This window comes from Algoriphagus locisalis, from assembly GCF_900116615.1.
Taxonomy (GTDB): Bacteria; Bacteroidota; Bacteroidia; order Cytophagales; family Cyclobacteriaceae; genus Algoriphagus; species Algoriphagus locisalis.
In genome coordinates, this window is record NZ_FPBF01000002.1 from 733,326 (window position 1) to 753,737 (window position 20,412).

General features: G+C 39.7%; 20 protein-coding genes. 16 read left to right on the plus strand and 4 right to left on the minus strand.

Going from position 1 to position 20,412, the window contains the following annotated elements; all coding sequences use genetic code 11:
* Window positions 1–2 precede the first annotated feature (2 nt).
* From BM386_RS08290 to BM386_RS08305, 4 genes are all read right to left on the minus strand, one after another.
* Window positions 3–515, minus strand: a complete 513-nt coding sequence (locus BM386_RS08290; RefSeq protein ID WP_091692587.1) for an RNA polymerase sigma factor — start codon at window positions 513–515, stop codon at window positions 3–5.
* Between the two features lie 209 nt (window positions 516–724).
* On the minus strand, window positions 725–1,615 hold the full coding sequence (locus BM386_RS08295) for a MerR family transcriptional regulator (RefSeq protein WP_091692588.1): 891 nt from the start codon (window positions 1,613–1,615) through the stop codon (window positions 725–727).
* A 5-nt stretch (window positions 1,616–1,620) separates the two neighbouring features.
* Window positions 1,621–2,058 (minus strand): sterol desaturase family protein, encoded by a 438-nt coding sequence (locus BM386_RS08300; protein WP_091692589.1) that lies wholly within the window; start codon window positions 2,056–2,058, stop codon window positions 1,621–1,623.
* Window positions 2,059–2,131: 73 nt separating this feature from the next.
* Entirely contained in the window at window positions 2,132–2,800 is a 669-nt protein-coding gene (locus tag BM386_RS08305; protein ID WP_091692590.1) for a carotenoid biosynthesis protein, read from the minus strand.
* A 112-nt stretch (window positions 2,801–2,912) separates the two neighbouring features.
* Between BM386_RS08305 and BM386_RS08310 the strand changes: the two genes are divergently transcribed.
* The 16 genes from BM386_RS08310 (at window position 2,913) to BM386_RS08385 (ending at window position 20,405) form a co-directional block, all read left to right on the plus strand.
* Window positions 2,913–3,218, plus strand: a complete 306-nt coding sequence (locus tag BM386_RS08310; protein ID WP_091692591.1) for a DUF4286 family protein — start codon at window positions 2,913–2,915, stop codon at window positions 3,216–3,218.
* A gap of 322 nt (window positions 3,219–3,540) precedes the next feature.
* Window positions 3,541–3,987: an IS200/IS605 family transposase gene (gene tnpA / locus BM386_RS08315; protein WP_091692592.1), complete on the plus strand. Its 447-nt coding sequence runs from the start codon at window positions 3,541–3,543 to the stop codon at window positions 3,985–3,987.
* 451 nt (window positions 3,988–4,438) lie between these two features.
* Window positions 4,439–5,584 (plus strand): DUF4221 family protein, encoded by a 1,146-nt coding sequence (locus BM386_RS08320; RefSeq protein ID WP_091692593.1) that lies wholly within the window; start codon window positions 4,439–4,441, stop codon window positions 5,582–5,584.
* Between the two features lie 6 nt (window positions 5,585–5,590).
* The gene (locus BM386_RS08325; RefSeq protein ID WP_091692594.1) at window positions 5,591–6,742 is read left to right on the plus strand and encodes a DUF4221 family protein; all 1,152 of its coding nucleotides are present in this window, start codon (window positions 5,591–5,593) and stop codon (window positions 6,740–6,742) included.
* Between the two features lie 4 nt (window positions 6,743–6,746).
* A complete protein-coding gene (locus tag BM386_RS08330; protein WP_091692596.1) occupies window positions 6,747–7,898 on the plus strand; it encodes a DUF4221 family protein in 1,152 nt (383 codons plus the stop codon).
* Window positions 7,899–7,904: 6 nt separating this feature from the next.
* Window positions 7,905–9,026 (plus strand): DUF4221 family protein, encoded by a 1,122-nt coding sequence (locus tag BM386_RS08335; RefSeq protein ID WP_091692597.1) that lies wholly within the window; start codon window positions 7,905–7,907, stop codon window positions 9,024–9,026.
* A gap of 8 nt (window positions 9,027–9,034) precedes the next feature.
* Window positions 9,035–10,129, plus strand: coding sequence for a DUF4221 family protein (locus BM386_RS08340; RefSeq protein WP_091692599.1), 1,095 nt, complete (start codon window positions 9,035–9,037; stop codon window positions 10,127–10,129).
* Between the two features lie 6 nt (window positions 10,130–10,135).
* Window positions 10,136–11,275, plus strand: coding sequence for a DUF4221 family protein (locus tag BM386_RS08345; protein WP_091692601.1), 1,140 nt, complete (start codon window positions 10,136–10,138; stop codon window positions 11,273–11,275).
* A 4-nt stretch (window positions 11,276–11,279) separates the two neighbouring features.
* A complete protein-coding gene (locus BM386_RS08350; RefSeq protein WP_091692602.1) occupies window positions 11,280–12,407 on the plus strand; it encodes a DUF4221 family protein in 1,128 nt (375 codons plus the stop codon).
* 4 nt (window positions 12,408–12,411) lie between these two features.
* Window positions 12,412–13,548 (plus strand): DUF4221 family protein, encoded by a 1,137-nt coding sequence (locus tag BM386_RS08355; RefSeq protein WP_091692604.1) that lies wholly within the window; start codon window positions 12,412–12,414, stop codon window positions 13,546–13,548.
* A gap of 4 nt (window positions 13,549–13,552) precedes the next feature.
* Window positions 13,553–14,689: a DUF4221 family protein gene (locus tag BM386_RS08360; RefSeq protein WP_170857060.1), complete on the plus strand. Its 1,137-nt coding sequence runs from the start codon at window positions 13,553–13,555 to the stop codon at window positions 14,687–14,689.
* Between the two features lie 4 nt (window positions 14,690–14,693).
* On the plus strand, window positions 14,694–15,830 hold the full coding sequence (locus BM386_RS08365) for a DUF4221 family protein (RefSeq protein WP_091692607.1): 1,137 nt from the start codon (window positions 14,694–14,696) through the stop codon (window positions 15,828–15,830).
* A gap of 6 nt (window positions 15,831–15,836) precedes the next feature.
* Window positions 15,837–16,973 (plus strand): DUF4221 family protein, encoded by a 1,137-nt coding sequence (locus BM386_RS08370; protein ID WP_091692608.1) that lies wholly within the window; start codon window positions 15,837–15,839, stop codon window positions 16,971–16,973.
* A 9-nt stretch (window positions 16,974–16,982) separates the two neighbouring features.
* The gene (locus tag BM386_RS08375) at window positions 16,983–18,122 is read left to right on the plus strand and encodes a DUF4221 family protein (protein WP_091692610.1); all 1,140 of its coding nucleotides are present in this window, start codon (window positions 16,983–16,985) and stop codon (window positions 18,120–18,122) included.
* 8 nt (window positions 18,123–18,130) lie between these two features.
* Window positions 18,131–19,270 carry a DUF4221 family protein gene (locus BM386_RS08380; protein WP_091692612.1) on the plus strand — a complete coding sequence of 380 codons (1,140 nt, stop codon included), beginning with the start codon at window positions 18,131–18,133 and terminating at the stop codon, window positions 19,268–19,270.
* Window positions 19,263–20,405 (plus strand): DUF4221 family protein, encoded by a 1,143-nt coding sequence (locus tag BM386_RS08385; RefSeq protein ID WP_091692614.1) that lies wholly within the window; start codon window positions 19,263–19,265, stop codon window positions 20,403–20,405. Before BM386_RS08380 ends, BM386_RS08385 begins: the two co-directional genes overlap by 8 nt.
* Window positions 20,406–20,412: the final 7 nt, after the last annotated feature.

Sequence of the window (20,412 nt, forward strand, 5' to 3'; positions counted from 1 at the left end):
GATTAGTTAATGTGCTTATAAACTGTCAAATCTTCCTTGAGATATTTCCTAGCAATATGAATTCGATTTTTTACAGTTCCAATTGGAATATTCAGGCGGTCTGCGATTTCGTGGTATTTAAAACCTCTATAATAAAGCAAAAACGGCGTACTGAAAATCTCATCCAATCTTTCAATGGCTTCAAAGATATCCTCCATCGCAAAATCCCCATACGCAGAATTTTCTATCAAAGCACCACTGGAATTGATAAAGTGGAGATTGTCCGTGGTATCTACGAAAGTTGCTCTTCTCACCATTTTCTGATAATTGGTGATAAAGGTGTTTTTCATGATGGTATAGAGCCAGGCTTTCATGTTAGTGCCCTCAGCGAATTTATCCTGATTGGTGTAGGCTTTCACCATAGTGTCCTGAAGCAAATCGTTTGCGTCATCCAAATCTCTTGTCAGTTTTAATGCAAAGGGCTTTAAAACACCAGAGAGTTGATTTAATGAGTAACTGAATTCTACTGAGGTCATAATCTTGCTCTTTTTGTTTAAACAAACCTAACATTCATTAAACAAAATACCAAGCCTTTGATTAATATTTTTTTCATTTTGTTAAACAAAAAAGACACGAACTATCCGATTTTTTGAGCAAAAGCGCCATTAATGAGCCAGTGAGCTTTTTTTGAGCAAAAAAAAAGTATTCACTAGGAATACTTTTGTTTAATAAATTTAAAATAAATCTAAACAATCTGCTCTTCCATCTGGACTAGAATGCGTTTGATTTCTTTTGAATATGCAAGCGAACAGATGTTAGACGGAATGGAAAGTTGTTGTTCTACACTTTGCAAACCTGACACAAAAACCTTTGCCTCCGAAAACTCCCGTCCTAGCATAGTTAAATAATCCTGAATATTTTCCGGAGAAGGAGAGGTAGTGATCACGGTAAAAAGGAAATCGGGACGCTGCATATTATATACAGAGATCAAATCCGCATCTGGCGTATTTTGACCTAAGTAGATGACCTTGTGCCCGTGTTTCTTGATCAAATAGCTACTAAATAGAAGCGATATTTCGTGTAATTCTCCTTCCGGCAGGAATAACATAAACGTTTTACCCGTGTTTTTCCCCACTTCTCCGTCTATAGCCACAATAAGTTTTTGGCGGATCAGATTGGAAATGAAATGCTCTTGGGCTGGTGTGATAGCTCCGGTAAGCCAGAGCACTCCAATTTTGGTAAGGAAGGGATAAACCACCTTTATTATGGTGTCTTCAAATCCCAATTTGATGATACTGGTGGAAAGTACTTTTTCGAACCTATCCTCGTCCATTTCTATCATACAGATCGTAAGCGCCTGGATCTGATCGTTGTAGTCGAGGGATTGATCTGTGAGCCGTATGATCTCTTCGCTGATATCAGTGTGACTCATTGAAGCGATTTTGCTGATTTTAATGCCATGGCTATTTAGCATGGCTACATTCAGAATCCTCTTGAGATCTTCGTCATCGTAGTAGCGAATATTAGTATCAGTCCTTTTAGGATTGACTAAGTTGTACCGCTGCTCCCAGATTCTTAGGGTATGCGCTTTTATACCTGAGAGTTGCTCCAGATCTTTTATTGAGTAGTTGCTCACCTTTTTTAGTTCTTAAAATATTTCCTCGGCACTAGAAACAGGCCAAACGAGACTGCTCCTTCTCTTTTTCTGCTTTGATGATGAGCCTGATGGGCTGAAAAAATTCCTTTCAAAAACCCCTTTCTAGGCCTATCCAGCCATTTCATTCTACGATGGATCAGTACGTCATGGAGAAAGAAATACAACATGCCATACATACTGATTCCTATTCCGATCCAAAACCTGTAATCCAGATCTCCTACACCAAGAAATATCAGCAGAATGGCGATACTCCCAAATAAAAGCGAAAAGAGATCATTCAATTCAAAAAATGAATCTGAATGCTCGTGATGAGTCTTATGGATCGACCATAAAGGACCATGCATTAGGTATTTGTGAATTGCCCAACCCGACAATTCCATCAAGACAAATCCCAATATACTATACCCTATAGCTTCAATCATCAAGTTTACAACTTAAGCTGTTTCTTTTTGTTTTCGTTCGTAATGAATTAACTCCGGTTTTTAATACAGGAAATCAAACCTGGAGCGTAAAATTAAGAATTGTAAAAAAGAGAATCATCGCAACCAGCAAGAAAGCGGCCAGTGGATTCCCTTTATCAAAGTTACCTTTTCTATAGATCAAATGGATCAAAAACGCAACTATAAACCAAGTCAGATAGTTATCAGCTGGAATAACCCCTGACTTCCAATACCAAAAGTCCAAGGCCACCGCTACAGGTTCCATGATGTAATCAATCAACGTCATGGCTGTGGCTCCAAGTAAGGCTGCATAATAATCATTATCGGTAACCTTGTAGAAAACGGCTCCGGTGAGATATACCAAAATAAACCAATTGATTCCAATGACGATAGGTACCTGCCAAAGCATGGGTCCCAGCGTAGGACCATACACATAATCTCCGAAAATATACCCGGTATGAATCCCGATCAGCTCGGCACCAAAGCCTATCCAAAAAGCAACGGCTGCAAAAATCGGAAATGCCTCTGACCAACCTCTATGAAATCCCAAAACCAATAAGAGCGTAAGGATAAGCTGAGCCGGTGTGAGCATCAGGAAATAGTCTCGGTATTCCGGCAAACTTAATCCTATGGCTCCAACGCCATATAGCGCAACCACCACAATTTTTGCTATAATCAATCGCTTATTCTGTGCTTCGGGGGGAGCTTTCGCTATTTTATGCATTAACTGAGGCGCTTTTGATTAAAGAATATTCACTTATTCGGGTTTGGATTCCTAACTTTGAAATCTCAAATCTGTTTGCAAAAAAACGAAATTCCAGCCAAAATTCACTGATATGATTCTTTACAACATCACGTTTACTGTCTCCAACGATATAGAAGAAGATTTTGTACAGTGGATGAAAGGCACCCATATCCCGGATATTTTTGCCACTGGGCTATTTACTGAACATAAATTCTTTAGATTACTCAACAGCCCAGACGACAGCGTAACGAATTATTCTGTGCAGTTTTTTGCAGAAAACACCCGCAAACTGATCGAATACGAAAGTCGGTTTGCAAAAGAACTTCGCTACGAAACTCAAGCCAGATACGGCGAGAAGGCAATACCGTTCCGCACGCTGATGGAGTCGGTGGGTTAACTTTAAAGCAGGGAGGCACTAGTTTCGCCCCATTCGGGGCTGCCAGACAGGTTCTACCGAAATGCCCCCGGCTTTGCCGAGGGTTATGAAAAGTTACAATCCTTCGGGTTTTTCCTATCAAGATGACCTCTAATCAGCTATGAATTACGCAAGGATAGTATTCAATGAAGTGCTTCATTTTTAAGCCAGCTCCGAAGGAGCCTAACCATTCATGACCCTGTACGAAGTGCAGGGAACCAATGACGATGAAATGGATGAGCCCTGAAAGGGCGGAACTTTTACCAAAAAAACTTAACTTTCTTAAAACAAACTTTTTTAAAAAATGACTTCTTACCGACAAATGTATTACCATGTCATATTTCATACCAAGAGGAACAAGCCTTCCTTAGATTCAGATTGCAAAGACGTTTACAATTATTTATGGGGAATAGTTAAAAACAAAAAATCAAAACTGTATCAAATCAATGGTATTGAAAACCACATTCATTTGCTAGTGGATATCCACCCCACAAATGCTGTTGCAGATTTCATGCAAGATTTAAAAGCCTATTCAAGTGCTTGGATTAAAAAATCAAAAGCACATCCACATTTTACAGGTTGGGCAGACGGATATGGGTGCTTTACCTGTTCCATTCATGAAAAGGATAGATTAATAAATTACATCAAGGGACAAAAGGAACATCACAAAACAGAAACCTTTGAGGATGAGTATCGAAGAATTTTGATTGAAAATGGAATTGAGATTGATGAAAGGTATTTTTTGAAATAGAAAGAAGTTTCGCCCCATTGGGGGCTGCCATCCAGGTTTTGTCTTCATAACCCCCGGCTTTGCCGAGGTTTATGAATAGTCGCAACCCTTCGGGTTTTTCTTCCAGAGCTGTTATTAATCAGGTATGAATTATCGAAGAATAGTATTTAGGGAAGTGCTTTTTTATAACCAGCTCCGAAGGAGCCTGACCATTCATGACCCTGTACGCAGTGCAGGGTACAGGAAACTAGTAAACAAAGTAGCCCCGAAAGGGCGGAACTTTTATTCATTAGGCTTCACCATACTATAAAATCTTACTAGCAAAGTTAAATTACCTAGAAGTTCAGCTTTCAGAGCCAAAGTCTCACACCGCATATTAGTATCATTCCACCCTATTTTTTTTGAATAATTAACATTTTTTAGTCGGTTTTCACTTACAGATTTTTTAGTTTTAAGGCTAACCCTCCTGTAAATGAAGAGACTACTTATTTTTTCCTTTCTGACTATTTCATTTTTTTCCTGCGGAGAAAAAGGCATCTCCAAAAAATCCGAATCCGATAACATTCTAGAAAACCTGACTTACTCAGTGGATACTGTCGTGGTAGATCCTGGAGATGAGCTCATCAATCTCGCTATGGGTCTTTACTTTTTTGATGTTTCCAACGACTCCAAAAGACTCTATCAACTAACACCAAATGATCAATCGGTAGCTGTGATCGACCTGGACCGACTGGAACTGATCAAAAAAATCAAATTCGAAAAAGAAGGACCAAACGGAATAGGCTCATTCCCAGCTGATATAAAAGTGTTGCCAGGCGAAAACTTCATGTTTTCAACCTTTCAATCAGCGGGGGTCTTCGATTCTCAGACTTCCAAAATAGATGACATTACGCTAAAAGCTGAGCAGTATCCAGAACTTGGGATAGAGGAAAGTCAAGACATGAATTTCCAGATCAACATCAGTGAAAATGGGGATTACCTCTATTCCCTTCCGGGAGGAATTATGGAAAGTAACAGAGACTTGGTGGTCATAGACAAATCCAACAATACCGGTAAAAAGTTTGACATTCCTGCGTTGGACAACACGGGGAAGTTCAGCATTATGTTTTTCAAGGACGGCATGGCAGAGATTTCTATGGAAGATTATTTCATGGATGAATACCAAGGTGATTTGTATCTCTCCTCTTCGGTTACCAGTGATTTATATCGCTATAACTTCCAGCAAGACTCGCTGCAACTATTTTCCTTTCCCATCACAGTAAGTCCCAAAGAGAAAACCGAACTTCCAAAAAGAGAAGTCTCCTCCAAAAAAGAACAGCAGGAAGAATCCCAAAAAGTACGCTCCCAAATATCCTTCAAACACCTCATGTGGGATGAATCCAGAAAGCCTTTTTTTAGGATTGCGAGCATTACACTACCCAGTGAAACCCCAGGTTCTCCAGCAAAAATCTCGGTGTTTCTATATGCCTTTGACACTAACATGAAGCTGGTTGGAGAGACCTTGATAGATGATCTAAAAAGCATTCCTGAATCAGCCTTCTTCAAAGACGGCAAGCTCTACTCCTATGTCAATGTCGAAGACGAGCTCGGCTTCGCAGTATTTACTTTTGATTTTTAAGCAACTATGAAAAAACTACTAACAATTTCCCTTCTCGCCTTACTTGCCGCCTGTGGCGGTAAAGAATCCGATTCCACAGAACAAAAAAACATTCTCGAAAACCTGACCTACACTGTGGATACAGTAGTAGTGGATGCTGGGGAAGACTTCATCAACCTAGGTTTTGGCCTGGGTTCATTTGACCTGACGTCTGATAAAAGCCAGTTACTGTTCTTTCAAAGTAAGCCACTAATGCTCGTTACAGCGGATTTGGATGAGCTCAAAATCCTGAGCAAAGCAGAATTTGAAACGGAAGGTCCCAACAGCGTGGGAGCTTATACCCGTGGTCTTAAGGTAGGACCATCGGGGGAGATTTTCATCAAAGGCTATAACGGACAAGGTATTTTCACTCCTGACGGGGCGATGACCGAGAACCTGAGGTTTTTTCCTGAAGGCTTAGATCCTGACTATGCCAATGACTTTATCAAGGTGTATGGCGGAGGTATTTATGATTTCGGGAGCAATAAGTTTTATACTCAACCTTACGGTGAAATTGAAAAACTCAATGAACTGTGGGTTATAGACCCGGTTAGCAAATCCTTCAAATCCTACCCTATTCCAAAAATGAAATCGGTAAGAGACAGTGAGATCACCTTGACCCAAAAATCAGATCAGGGAACTACAATGAATTACTTTGGTCCATCAGCCTACATGGATATGGAAAACGGTCAGTTGCTGATTTCGGCAGGAACGATGAGTGGGGTTTATACATTGGATCTTGAGGCTGACAGCGTAAAGTTCATTGACATAACCCACCAAACTGTTCCAAATGAATGGAATATCACCGTCATGAACGAATCTAGCAATGAAGCTGGCTTTATGGAAGACAGGCGGAAAATTGCCGAGCAGCTGAATTTCATGGATTTCAAATGGGATGAGACTAGGCAGATGTATCTGCGCTTTGGGAAAAAGACTTTTTTTGGCGAAAACAGAGCAGATCCCCCTACCTATGAATTATATCTTTTTGCCTATGACAAGGACTTTAATGTATTGGGAGAGACCAAATTGGAAAGCATCAAAACCATACCTATCTCTTACTTCTTCAAAGACGGCAAGCTCTACTCCTATGTCAATGTCGATGACGAGCTCGGCTTCGTAGTTTTCACTTTTGATTTTTAAACCCATGAAAAGACTTTTAACTGTTTCATTTCTTGCATTGCTTTCTGCCTGCGCTGGTAAAGAGCCTGAATCAACTGAACAGAAAAACATCCTCGAAAATCTTACTTATTCGGTCGATACACTGGTGGTAGATGCAGGAGAGGATTTTCTGAACTTATCCCGTGGATTAGGTGAGTTTGGTCTCAGCGATGATAAAAAAAGGCTGTTCTTTTTTGAGAGTGAACCACCTAAGCTAGTTGAAGTGGATTTGGAAAATTTAAAAGTCCTGAAAAAGACTGAATTTGAAGTAGAAGGACCAGACGGTATTGGATCATATTTATCCGGTTTGGAAATAGGCCCTACTGGAAATCTGTATATAAACAGCTATGCGACCGTAGGGATTTTCGGTCAGAACGGAAAAAAACTACAGGATTTGAAATTTTTCCCTTCTGGAATAGATTCAGCTTTGGCAGAAAATAATCGGACGCTCTTTTCAAGAGCCGTGTATGATTTTGACAGCAGAAAAATTTATAGCCAACCTACGTTTCAAGATGCTCAGGATCATATCCTATTAATTCTCGACCCCGAAACCCAAACCGCCCAATCGCTGCCTATACCCAAAATGAAAATAGTGGATGATTACAGCGGGACTTTTACAATTGAATCTGGAGGCTCAAGCATGATATCATTTTATGCTGTTGCGAGTTTCTTCACTTTTTTCCCAGGGGAATTGATCCTATCCACCGGTGCTATGAGTAGTATTTATAGATATAATATTCAAACAGAGGAGCTAGCTTTTATTGATATACAGCACCAATCTGTCCCTAACGTAATGAAAATAGAAATCCCTAAAAATACTTCAGATCCAAAGGAGGCTAGTGATATTCAGAATAAGATTTTTGAACATATCAATTTTATGGAAATGTTATGGGACGAATCTCGTCAACTGTATTTTCGATTTGGCCTGAAAACTTTTAGAGGTGAAACGAAAGATGATCCTACAACTTTTGAATACTATCTTTTTGCGTATGATCGAGATTTCAAGGTACTGGGAGAGACCAAATTGAACACTATAGAAGGTTTATTGTCGAAAACTTTCTTTAAAGACGGCAAGCTCTACTCCTACGTCAATATCGATGACGAGCTAGGCTTTGCAGTATTCACTTTTGATTTTTAAGGAACTATGAAAAGACTACTCATTCTTATTCTAATAACGATAGTTTGTAAATCCTGCACTAAACAATCCAATGAATCTGAGCAGGACGAATTTGAATTTACTTACTCAGTTGATACTGTGATGATAGATTCAGGCGATGAGTTTATTTATTTAAACTCGGGGTTAAGAATGGCAGCCCTATCCCCAGATAAAAACTTACTTTACAATTATAATCATAGTTCATCAGAAATTGAAGTTATAGACTTGGGTCAATTGAAATTGACTAATCGAATAAAAATGGAAAAGGAAGGGCCTAACGGCACAGGTAATCCCAGTAGCATAACAATAAGTCTAGATGGGAGATTCTTTTTTGCTACCAATACTGAAATCCGAGAATTCAATGCTCAGTTGGATTCCATGAAGCAGTATAAATTCAACGGAAAGAAGTTTGAAGTTTTGAATTCTGATGAGACTATTAATTCCCCTTTTGTGCTTTCTCCAGACGGGAAGTTTGCACTCGTTAATTATGGACCTATCGAATATTTTGAAGTAAGAAATGGGATTTCTGCGCTTAATTTGGCTGATTTTAAACTTAAGAAGTTCCCATTAGAATTATTTGAAAGATCTGATCCCTATCATATCTCCTTTTCCGAAAACGGACAAATAAGACTGAAAACGATCGAATCAATGCATATCGATCCAATAGATCATCGAGTGCTAATTTCCTCTCATAATTTCAACGAAGCTTATCTATTAGACCTGATCTCAGATTCCTTAACAAGAAAGATATTTGATTCGAAGCTGACTCAAAACATCAAACAGATACCTGCCAGATCCACTGCAAATTCACGGGAAGAATTTCATAAATTATGGAATGGAACTAAAGACTACGTGGAGTTTGGTAGATTCTACTATGACGATTTCAATGAAAAGTTCTGGAGGTTCTCACAGGATCTCGATCGCAAGATAGGAGACTCAGCAGTCTATAAGCAGATAACGACCATTTTTGATAAAAACCTGAATCAACTCCACGAGGAAGTAATCCCTATTCCTTATTACGGATTCAAGTTCTTCAAAAACGGCAAGCTCTACTCCTATATAAATGTCGAAGACGAGCTCGGCTTCGCAGTATTCACTTTTGATTTTTAAACCCAACTATGAAAAAACTGACTCCTCTTATTTTACTCGTCCTTTGTCTGGCTTGTGGTAATCCAACAGATAAATCCAATCAGGAAGAAGTTAATTTTACTTTTCGGGTGGATACGGTTATGGTGGACGCAGGTGAGGAAATCCTCTTTCTCCAATCGGCCTTAAGCCATTCAAGCCTTTCTGTGGATCAAAAGAAACTCTTCAATTTTTCTCCCAAAAGTGAGCTGGAAGTTATTGATTTGGAAAGCTTGAAGTTGCTTGACAAGATTGCCACAGATAAAGAAGGACCACTTGGTACAGGCTGGCCTTACGCCATCCAAGTCGATCAAACTGGAAATATGGTTTTTTATGGGGTTGAGGAAGTAAGGGTTTTTAGTTCTGACTTGAGCTCCATGAAACGTTATCAACTTACTACCGAGGCTTTGTCAGGGCTAGAACCTGAGATGTTATCCATGTTTAACCCAAAGATCACTTATGGTAACCTACTCTATGGGATATATGAAACGCTCGAACAAGTACCTCAAGGGATTGCAATTGTTTCAATGGAAGATGGTAGCGTAAAAAAGATTCCACTAGATCTGGCTGGTAGAATAGCCCCATATACCTATTTATTAGGATCAGATAGAAAAGTATTTGAAATGATCAACTTGGAGCTAGTCGATAAGTCGCTTATCCTGTCCACGGCATACGCCAATGAAGCGTTGATACTGGATTTGGAAAGTGATTCGGTAACAGTAAAAACCTTTCACTCTGAATTGACATCTGACAAAAAGAAGATTCCAATCAGAACATCGGCTGAGACAATCAATGAAATAGATGACCTCATAAAGGAGTCGAAGAAAGATGTAACATTTGGCCAATTCTATTTCGATAAAATGCACCGGAGGCTTGTACGATTTTCCCGGGAACTTGACCGGGAAATCGGTGACTCCTTGATTTTTAGAAATGTACTTACGGTCTTTGACAAAGAGCTGAATCAGCTGGCTGAGACCGAAGTGTCCGTAGATCCCTTTTCCAAGAAATTCTTCAAAGACGGAAAGCTCTACTCCTATATTAATGTCGAAGACGAACTCGGCTTCGCAGTTTTCACATTTGATTTTTAAAAAACTATGAAAAAACTACTTACGATTTCATTACTTGTACTTCTTTCAGCCTGCGGGGGAAAGGAATCTGAAACCACCTCTAGATCCGAAAATATCCTGGAAAACCTGACCTACTCGGTAGATACGGTGGTGGTGGATCCAGGGGAGGAAATCATTAATCTCAAATATGGGCTATCCAGTTCTTCAATGAGTCCTGATCAACAAAAGCTCTATAAGTTTGATGGGAATACAATGCAATTGCAAGAAATCAATTTGGATAAATTGGCACTTACAGCCAGCTTTCCATTTGAAAAAGAAGGGCCAAATGGGGTAGGCCCCTTTGGAAATACACTCACCTCTCTCAGAGATGAGCTATTTCTATTTAGTGGTCATAATAGAATTGGCAAATTTTCGAAGACCGGTGAGCTATCGCAGGACTTTGATTACACGATTGATGAGTTACTTGAAGGTGAAAAAGCAAAGGGGCATATGCTTTCTCAATTCGCTTATTTGGAAGGAAATCAACTGGGATTTTTTTTGGAAACCAATTTTTTTGATCCTGTATTCAATCTCGTATTAGTCAACTTTGAAGAAGAGAATTCAAAAGTGATCGACCTTCCAGAGATGGATATAACACATGATTATAGAGTCGTCACGGATGATAATGGTTATAAAGTGAGTATTACACAGGAAGTAAATGTACAAACTATAAATTCCAAAGCTTATGTCTCCAATACGGTAAGCAGTGGCATATACCGTTATGATCCTGAACTGGATACCCTGCAATACATCACTTTCCCTCTTACCCTTACAGCTACCCAAAAGACCAGAAAAATCAAAAATGAGGTGTCGTCAGCAGAAGAACGAAAAGAGCAAACGGCATTGATAAATTCTGAAGTACGTTTCAACGAACTTCTTTGGGATGATAAATCCAATCAATTCTTCCGCTTCAGCTCTATCCTAATCCCTAGCAATTCTGAAGAACCAAGCAAAAAAAGTGAAGTATTTCTTTCTGCTTTTGACTCACAACTCAACCTGATAGGTGAGAAAAAACTGGAAGAGCTCTTTACTGTACCCGAAAATGCCTTCTTCAAAGACGGCAAGCTCTACTCCTACGTCAATGTAGGAGACGAACTCGGCTTCGCAGTATTCACTTTTAACTTCTGAACCCATGAAAAAACTGCTTACGATTTCCACTTTAGCTATCCTGGCCGCATGTGGTGAAAAGCAATCCGAGTCAACTGAACAGATAAACATTCTCGAAAATCTGACTTTTTCCGTGGATACAGTCGTGATCGATGTGGGGGAAGAGATTTTTATGCCGGGGGCTTATTCGGCCTTTGCGATCAGCGAAGAGGAAGATCGTGTTTTTACATTTTACGAGCCTGAAGTGGAAGTTCACGAGATTGATTTGAACAATAACAAACTTGTGGCGCGTCATAAATTCGAAAAAGATGGCCCTAATATGATTCCTAATTATGCTAATTATTTACAGGTTTTAAATGATGACGAGCTATTTCTGGGAAACTTCTATACGGGAGTAATCTTTACGCTTGATGGGAAAAAAGTAAAGTCTCTACCATTTCAGGCAGAAAAATATTCAGGTTTCGATCCGGATTTTTCTATGTCTATGGGCAACTCAATTACTCTCAGCTCAGATAAAAAAACGGCACTTTTTTACCCAAATGAAGGGATAGGCGCTCCTGATGGGCTAGCGATACTCAACGCTGATGAAATGAGTGGTGAATTAGTAGCCCTACCGGCTTTAGAGATGTCGGAAAACTTCCGGATCAAGATGAGTGATGGTTCCATCACTTTTGGTCAATTACAGAAAATCAGCTGGGTCAATGAGCAGTTTATCCTTTACAGCGGAACGACCTCTGATATTTACTTATATGATCAAACAGATTCATTACGCTTGGTCACCTTTCCACATCAGCTTGTACCCAAAATGAAAACCGGAGAATTCCCAAGTACTGCGGACACTTATGAAAGACTCAGGGAAGTAGGGAGGGAAATCGATAAACAAATTACTTTTTCCAATTTCTATTGGGATAAAACCCGGCAAATGTATTTCAGACTGGCACAAATGAATTGGGAAGTAAACGAAGAAGCGCAATCTTTCAGCGCAGACATTTACTTGTTTTCATACGACAAGGACTTCAATTTGACTGGTGAAGCGGAAGTTGAAGGGTTAGATGCACTTCCATTCCAAAGCTTTATGAAAAACGGCAAACTTTACTCGCGCTGGGTGGTCGGCGAAAACCCAGCCTTTATCGTTTACAGCTTTGATTTTTAGAGGCATGAAAAAACTACTTCCATTTTTAGCCCTTACATTTTTTGCCGCTTGTACGGAAAAGCCTTCTTCTGGAAGCAGTTTGAGTGAAACCGAGTCCACTAATATCCTTGAGAACCTGACCTTTTCCATCGATACATTGATGGTGGATACTGGGGATGATTTTATAAATTTTGCCCCTATATTCAGTACTTCATCTTCTCCTGACGGCCATTACTTTTACTTAATTGATAAGGACCTCAAGCTTCAGAAAATAGATTTGGACGCGATGAAGATAATAAGCTCTTTTTCATTTGAAAAGGATGGCCCTAATCGTCTAGTCCATAGCATTAATTTTCAGGCTATCGGGGACGGTTACTTTTATTTTCCCTTGTCTCCGCCGTATCCACAAATTTTTGATGCAAATGGAAACAAAATAAAACGTTTTAAAATGGATCTGGATAAGATAGTAGAAGGCTATCCCATTGATGGAAGATCATTAATTATTCGGATTATTCCGGATCCAAAACGAGGTGGTTTGTATTCTATGCCTATGAACAATGAATACAACACTCATTTTCTAGCGGTAATCGACTCGCTGGGAGGAAGAACTAACTTGCTGGAGCTCTCTGAATTTAAAAAGGCCAACAAATTCGAAATTCGGGGTAAAGGATTAAAGAGCATGGAACAAGTCTCTATCCAATATTTTAATGACCTCGTTCTTATTTCCTGTACAGTTGGAAACGCTATATATGTCTATGATCTTCGCTTAGATAGTCTTTCCTATAGAGAATTTCCACATGAGCTTGTTCCGCTGGAAAAAACCGGAGAAGTGAAAAGCTTTGTTGGGAGCAAGAGTGAGTTTGATGAGGAAATAAAAAAACGAGCAACTAAGATCAGCTATCGCAATTTCATTTGGGATGAGAAATCCCAACGTTACTTTCGATTTGCCAGTCGTGCACTATCAGTTCCTATAGAAGGAGAAAAGGCTGAAATGGAAATATTCCTATGTGCTTACTCAAAAGATTTAAAACTGATTGGAGAAACCCGATTAGAAGGTTTATCAAACGTCCCGCGCATGCCTTTCTTCAAAGACGGCAAACTCTACTCTGATGTCAATGTCGAAGACGAACTCGGTTTCGAAATATTCAGATTTAACTTTTAAATCTATGAAAAAACTACTTACGATTTCAGCTCTTGCACTACTTTCAGCTTGTGGGGAAAAGCCTAAATCTGAGGAAGTTGCTGTCGTAGAGGAGCCCAAGAATATTCTTGAAAATATGACCTATACGGTCGATACGGTGCTGGTCGACACAGGTGATGATTTTATAAATTTTGCATGGCCTTTTATTAGTTCGCCATCTCCGAATGGCAATTATTTCTATGTTTTAGACTTGAAAAATGAAAAGCTTCAGAAAATAGATCTGGATCTGATGAAGCTAACAGATACGTTCACCATTTATAAAGATGGTCCAAATAGTCCCGGTTCTATTTTAGGTGTTACCGCTCTTCATGATGATCAGTTTTTCTTTTCCCAATTGCATCGCCTCTCTGTGATCAATAAGGAGGGAGAAAAAACAAGGTCTTGGATACTTGATGGGGACAAAATAGTAGAGGGATTTTCAGCTGACGGAGGCTCTGTGTCCAATCGGATAATTTTGGATAAAGACTTTAGTAGGCTTTATTCACTTCCACTGAATTACGAGACGAGGGATACATATTTTGCAGTATTGGATTCTGCTGGGGAGAAAATAATGCTAGAAGAACTGACTGAATTCCAAAAGGCTAACAAATTCAGGATTCAAGGTGATTCTGAGGGAAAAGGTGAATTTCTACACCTCCAACAGTTTAATGACTTGGTACTCATTTCCTGCTCCGTTGGGAATGGCACTTATATCTACAACCCTAGCTTAGACAGCCTTTTTTACAGGGAATTCCCTCATGAAATCGTCCCTCTAGAAAAGACGGGAGAGGTAAAAAATAAGGTAGGTGGTAGAGCAGAGTTTGAGGAAGAATTAAAAAAGCTAAACCACCAAATCAATTACTGGAGCTTCCTTTGGGATGAAAAGTCTCAGCGGTATTTCCGCTATGCCAGTAGAGCTATTGGGTTCGATGAGGAAGGCTGGGCAAAAGAATTTGAAATATTTTTCATGGCTTATTCCAAAGACATGGAGCTAATCGGTGAAACTCGATTCGGGGAATTCTCCACAATCCCTTTTGGATTATTCTTTAAAGACGGCAAACTCTACTCCTACGTCAATGTCGAAGACGAGCTAGGCTTCGCAGTATTCACTTTTAACTTCTGAACCCATGAGAAAACTTTTTACGATTTCATTGCTCGCTTTACTTGCCGCTTGTGGTGGCAAAGAATCCGATTCTACAGAACAGAAAAACATTCTCGAAAACCTGACTTACACTGTAGATACAGTGGTGGTTGATCCTGGCGATGAGATCATTAATCTCAAATATGGGCTTATCATATCTTCATTGAGCCCTGACCATCAAACGCTCTATAAGTTAGATGGAGGTACAATCAAGTTGCAAGAAATCAATTTGGATAAATTGGCACTTACAGCCAGCTATCCATTTGAAAATGAAGGGCCAAATGGAGTAGCGTCGTTTGGAAGTCAACTCACATCACTGGGCGATGAAAAATTTCTCTTTAGTGGGCCTCATAAAATCGGTAAATTTTCGAAGACCGGTGAGCTATCGCAGGACTTTGATTATTCCATGGACAAGCTCCTTGACAGTGAAAAGCACCAAGGTAATATGCTTTCTCAGTTTGCTTTTATTGACGAAAAGCAAATGGGATTTTTACTGGAGACCAATTACAATGATCCCGTTTTCAACCTAGTTACTATTAATTTTAAAGAAGAAAATTCAAAAGTGATTGACTTGCCGGAAATGGATGTAACGCATGATTTTAGAGTCATGCATATTGATAATAATTACACATCTAGGTGGAAACAATCAGTTAGAATACAAACTATAAATTCCAAAGTATATATCACCACCGAGGTGAGCAGTGGCCTATACCGATATGATCCTAAACTGGATAGCCTGGAATACATCACTTTCCCCCTTACTCTTACAGCTACCCAAAAAACCAGAAAAATCAAGAATGAAGTGTCGTCAGCACAAGAGCGAAAAGAGCAAACGGCATTGATAAATTCTGAAGTACGTTTCAACGAACTTCTTTGGGATGATAAATCCAATCAATTCTTCCGCTTCAGCTCTATCCTAATCCCTAGCAATTCTGAAGAACCTAGCACAAAAAATGAAGTTTTTCTTTCTGCTTTTGACTCCCAGCTCAACCTGATAGGTGAGAAAAAACTGGAGGAGCTCTTTACTGTTCCCGAAACTGCCTTTTTCAAAGATGGTAAGCTTTGGTCTTTTGTCAATGTCGAAGACGAACTAGGATTCGCAGTATTCACTTTTGATTTTTAAGAAAGCATGAAAAAACTATTCAAAATTTCGATCCTCTTATTTGCTTCCTGTGGTGGGGAAAAATCAGAATCCACAGAAGAGGTGGAAGTACTCACCTTAGAAAATCTTTCTTACACTACGGATACCTTAGCAGTGAATATTAGTGATGAAATCTTCAACGCTTATGGATACTATGGAGATGGGTTGAGCCAGGACGGAACCACCATCTATCTTTTTAACGATCAAGAATCTGAAATCCATGAGATAGATGTCAACTCAATGACTCTTGTTGAACGACATCCATTCGAAAAAGACGGACCTAATAAAATCCCTTCATTTGTCAACTATTTCCAAACCCTTCCCGGAGATGAGTTTTTGCTTTCAAATTCCAACAGTTCGGGGATTTATTCTCTCTCTGGCAAACTAGTTCAAAAGCTAAATCTTACAACCGAATCAGTCAGCGGGTTTGATGAAAAAGCCAGTTCTTTTCTTACCAATAGTATTCATATTACAGAGGATAAAAGTAAAGCCATTACTCTTCCTAGAGCTTTCAGTGGAGGTATTTCCGGATTAGGAATCATTGATCTTGCAAGCAAAAAGGGGATAAACTTAGAACTTCCCGCCATGAAGATTACCGAAAAATATAGAGTGACTTTCAGGGAAGGAAACGGTTCTAGCAGCGCTGGTGATTATGAAAATCTTCAAATGCTCAATGGCAACTTTGTTATTTATAGCGGTGCCACATCTGATATCTATTTATATGACCCATCTCTTGATTCTTTGTCACTACTCACTTTTCCGCATAAGATAGTCCCCAAATCCAAACAGGGGAATTATCCAACAGAAGTGGACTCCCCGGAACTAATCACTGAGATTAGAAAAGAAATGGGTAAGGAAATCCGCTTTGGGAGGTTCTATTGGGATGCCAAAAACGAGCGATACATGCGCTTTGCCCAAAAGAACAAATATGATGTGGAAGGAAAGATGATCGGCGGAGAATTTTATGTATTCACCTATTCCAAAGACTTCAAACTAACTGCAGAAGGAGAATTCAAAAACTATAACCCCAACCAAAATATGGGCTTTTTTAAGGATGGAAAGCTGTATTGCTACACTCCCGTGGATGAAATCCCAGGCTTTGTTGTCTATACTTTTGATTTTTAAAAATTAAATATGAAAAAACTGTCCCCCATTTTAATACTTATTATACTTACTTCCTGCGGTGGTAAAGAGTCCCAAACCAAGGAAGCTAAGAATATCCTTAGAAACTTTTCCTTAAAAGTGGACACTGTTCAAGTTGATGTGGGTAACGAGTTATTTGTTCCTGGCTCCTTTACCCTTCAAGATTTCAACACTGATTTGTCAAAAGCTTACCACTTTTATTCTCAAAATGAAATCCACGAAATAGACATCAACAGCCTAAAACTAGTGGGAAGGCATGTATTCGAAGAAGATGGTCCCGACTTAATACCTCAACACGTCAGTCACATGCAATTACTTCCTAATAAGGAAGTTTTCTTCTCTAATTATACCCAACTATCTTTTCATAAGTTGACGGGCGAAAAACTAACTACTCAAAAGCTTCTTCCTGAAAATATTGATGGAATTCCTAATGACGCAAGATATTCACTTACCAATTCGATTCATATCAGTCCGGATAAATCCATCATCGTGAGCCTTCCTAACAACCAGGGAGAGCCGATTGAAGGGCTTGCAGTGATCAACATGCAGGAGATGATTGCGAAAATCTTACCCCTACCTGCTTTAGAGCTAACGAGCAATTTCCAGATCGTATGGAGACTAGCAAATGGTCCTGCTATTGCCACTTCAGGAGATCACCAAAAGATTCAATTGCTTAATGACAAATTCCTAATCTATAGTGGATCGACATCGGACATTTATTCCTATCAATGGAAAACAGACTCATTAAAAATGCATACGTTCCCCCATCGTTTAGTCCCTTTAAAAAAGACCGGCAGCTATACAACAGAGGTTCGGACTGCTGAAGATTTACGTGCTGTCTCCAGAACATTACAAAAAGAGATTACTTATGGGCAGTTTTACTGGGATGAGACCAGAAATTCTTACTTCAGGTTTGCTTTCGATAATAAGCAGTTTAATGATATGGGAGGTGCTGTAAAGGCTGAAGTTTACCTGTTCTCATACGATGAAAATTTGAATCTAACTGGAGAATCCAAAGTAAGTGCTCTTAGGTGGATGCCTACAGGCAATTTTATGTCAGGGGGAAAACTTTATATGAACTCTGTGCAAGGAGAAAATCCAGCATATATCAGGTACACTTTTAATTTTTAAAAAAACCTATGAAAAAACTACTTACACTACCATTCCTTATTGCGCTCTTTTCTTGTGGATCTGGATCTTCGGATTCCGAGGAAATATCTGAATTTCCCTTCTCTTTCACCATGGATACCGTGCAGGTGGATCCTGGAGACCACTTGGTGTTCATCACCAATTACATGAACTCGGCAGCTGTTTCTCCAGATCAAAAGATCTTGTATAACCTGAACACCAAAGCTCCCGAACTAGAGATTATAGATCTGGAGACATTGGCATATCAGGAATCCATTCCCTTGGAAAAAGAAGGCCCAGAGGGAATAGGCACTTATGTGTCAGATTTTGCGGTGTCAGAGGGTGGAGACTTTATTTTTCAGGGCTATAGATCCTTTGTAAAAGCCAATTCTGATCTCGACCAATATGAATCATTCAAGTTTGATGCTCAGCATCTAAAGGGCGATAGCTTGGCCGAAAAGGAAGGCGTGGATTTCGGTTCCATTCCATCTCTTGATGGAAACTACCTCTTTGGGACTTACTCAGTTCAGGAGTTTGGAGGGGCGGCTAAGGGGTTCGCTATTGTGGATTTGCAAACCAAGGAGCTGCAAAAAATCCCCATCCCAGAACTGGAATCACTGACAGATTTTAACATCAATCAGTATGACGATAAGGGAAATCCCCGCATGAGTACCATCGAGCGTATTTGGATTTTGCAGGTAGGAAACAAAGTCTATTTGACGAATACATCCCGAAATGAGGCGTTTATCTATGATATGAAGTCAGATTCCTTACAGAAAAAGTCCTTTCACTCCACGCTGACTTCGGACTCCAAAAAAGGACTTTACACCAAAAATACCAACAGCGACAAGGAAATGGACGATGCCTGGACTGAAAAGAACAAAGAGGTAAACTTCAACAATCTGGTGTATGATGATAAGAACAAAAAATTCTGGCGAGTAAGTACTGAAATGGATCGCATGATCGCCGACTCCGTAGTGACCAAAAAAGTTCTCACCATTTTTGACCAAGACCTCAATCAGCTGCATGAGCAGAAGATAGATTTTAACATTTCTCAAAGCCTGGCCTTCTTCAAAGACGGCTCACTCTACACATTCATCAATCTGGAAGACGAGCTTGGCTTCGTCAGAATCAAACCTACCTATGAATAAAATTGTACCCTATATTTTACTTTTTACTATCCTTTCGTGTAGTGAAAAAGTCAGTTCAGAAAATGATGAATCAGGCAATATCCTTGAGAACCTAAGTTACTCGGTAGATACTATCGTGATGGACTCTGCCGGGGAAATATTGGCTCTTTCTGAAGGTTTTTTCACCCCATTTGCTACTTCGGTAGATAAATCACAGCTACTTGTATTTGAAGGCAGTACGAGCACCTTAGACCTTTTTGACCTGGAGGAGAACAAACTCCTCAAAAGAATACCTTTTGAAAAAGAAGGCCCAAATGGCGTAGGAACCTATGCGCAAATCATCCAATCCCTGAGTGACAGTACCTTCTTTTTGCATGGCAATGAGAAAATAGGATTCTACGATTATGCCGGAAATCAGGTAAAAAACCTCAAAATAACTCCAACGGGCATTGATCAGGAGATATCAGATAGTTTCTACTCCCTCTATCAAAAAACCAAAATCACCCAAGACCAACAGTATCTCACTTCTTTCCCCGGAGAAATGATGAAGGAGAAAAAGCAGCTGATGATCATGGACATTGCCACCGAAGAAGCGAAGTTGATTGATCTTCCAGAAATGGATATTTCGTCCAAGTTTCGGGCAATTTATTTGGAAGCTGGAGGAGGAATGTATGTGGAGCCATATCAGGTAACTGAGCACGAAGGCAAGCTCTACATCACCTGTGGTACTATCAGTAGCGTCTATGAATATGACCCTGCATCGGATAGTCTTAGTTTTATTCCTGTGAAGCATACGATCACTCCCAATTCCAAAAGCGGGGAAATCTTGACAACTCCTAATTCTGGAGAGCAGTGGTGGAGTGAATACCGCAAAATCGTCGGTCAGATTACGTATCAGAACCTGCTTTGGGATGAAAGCAGAGAGATCTTTCTGCGCCTAGGTAGAAAAATAGCACTTGGAGATTCTCCAAAAGACCCAAGCTCGACAGAACTTTTTCTATATGCTTATGATAGCGAAATGAAGGTTTTGGGAGAAAGCAAGCTTGAAGGCGTAGACGAAAGTCCACGGGTATATTTCATGAAAGACGGCAAACTCTACTCCTATGTTAATGTCGAAGACGAACTCGGCTTTGCAGTATTCACATTTAATTTTTAAAACCATC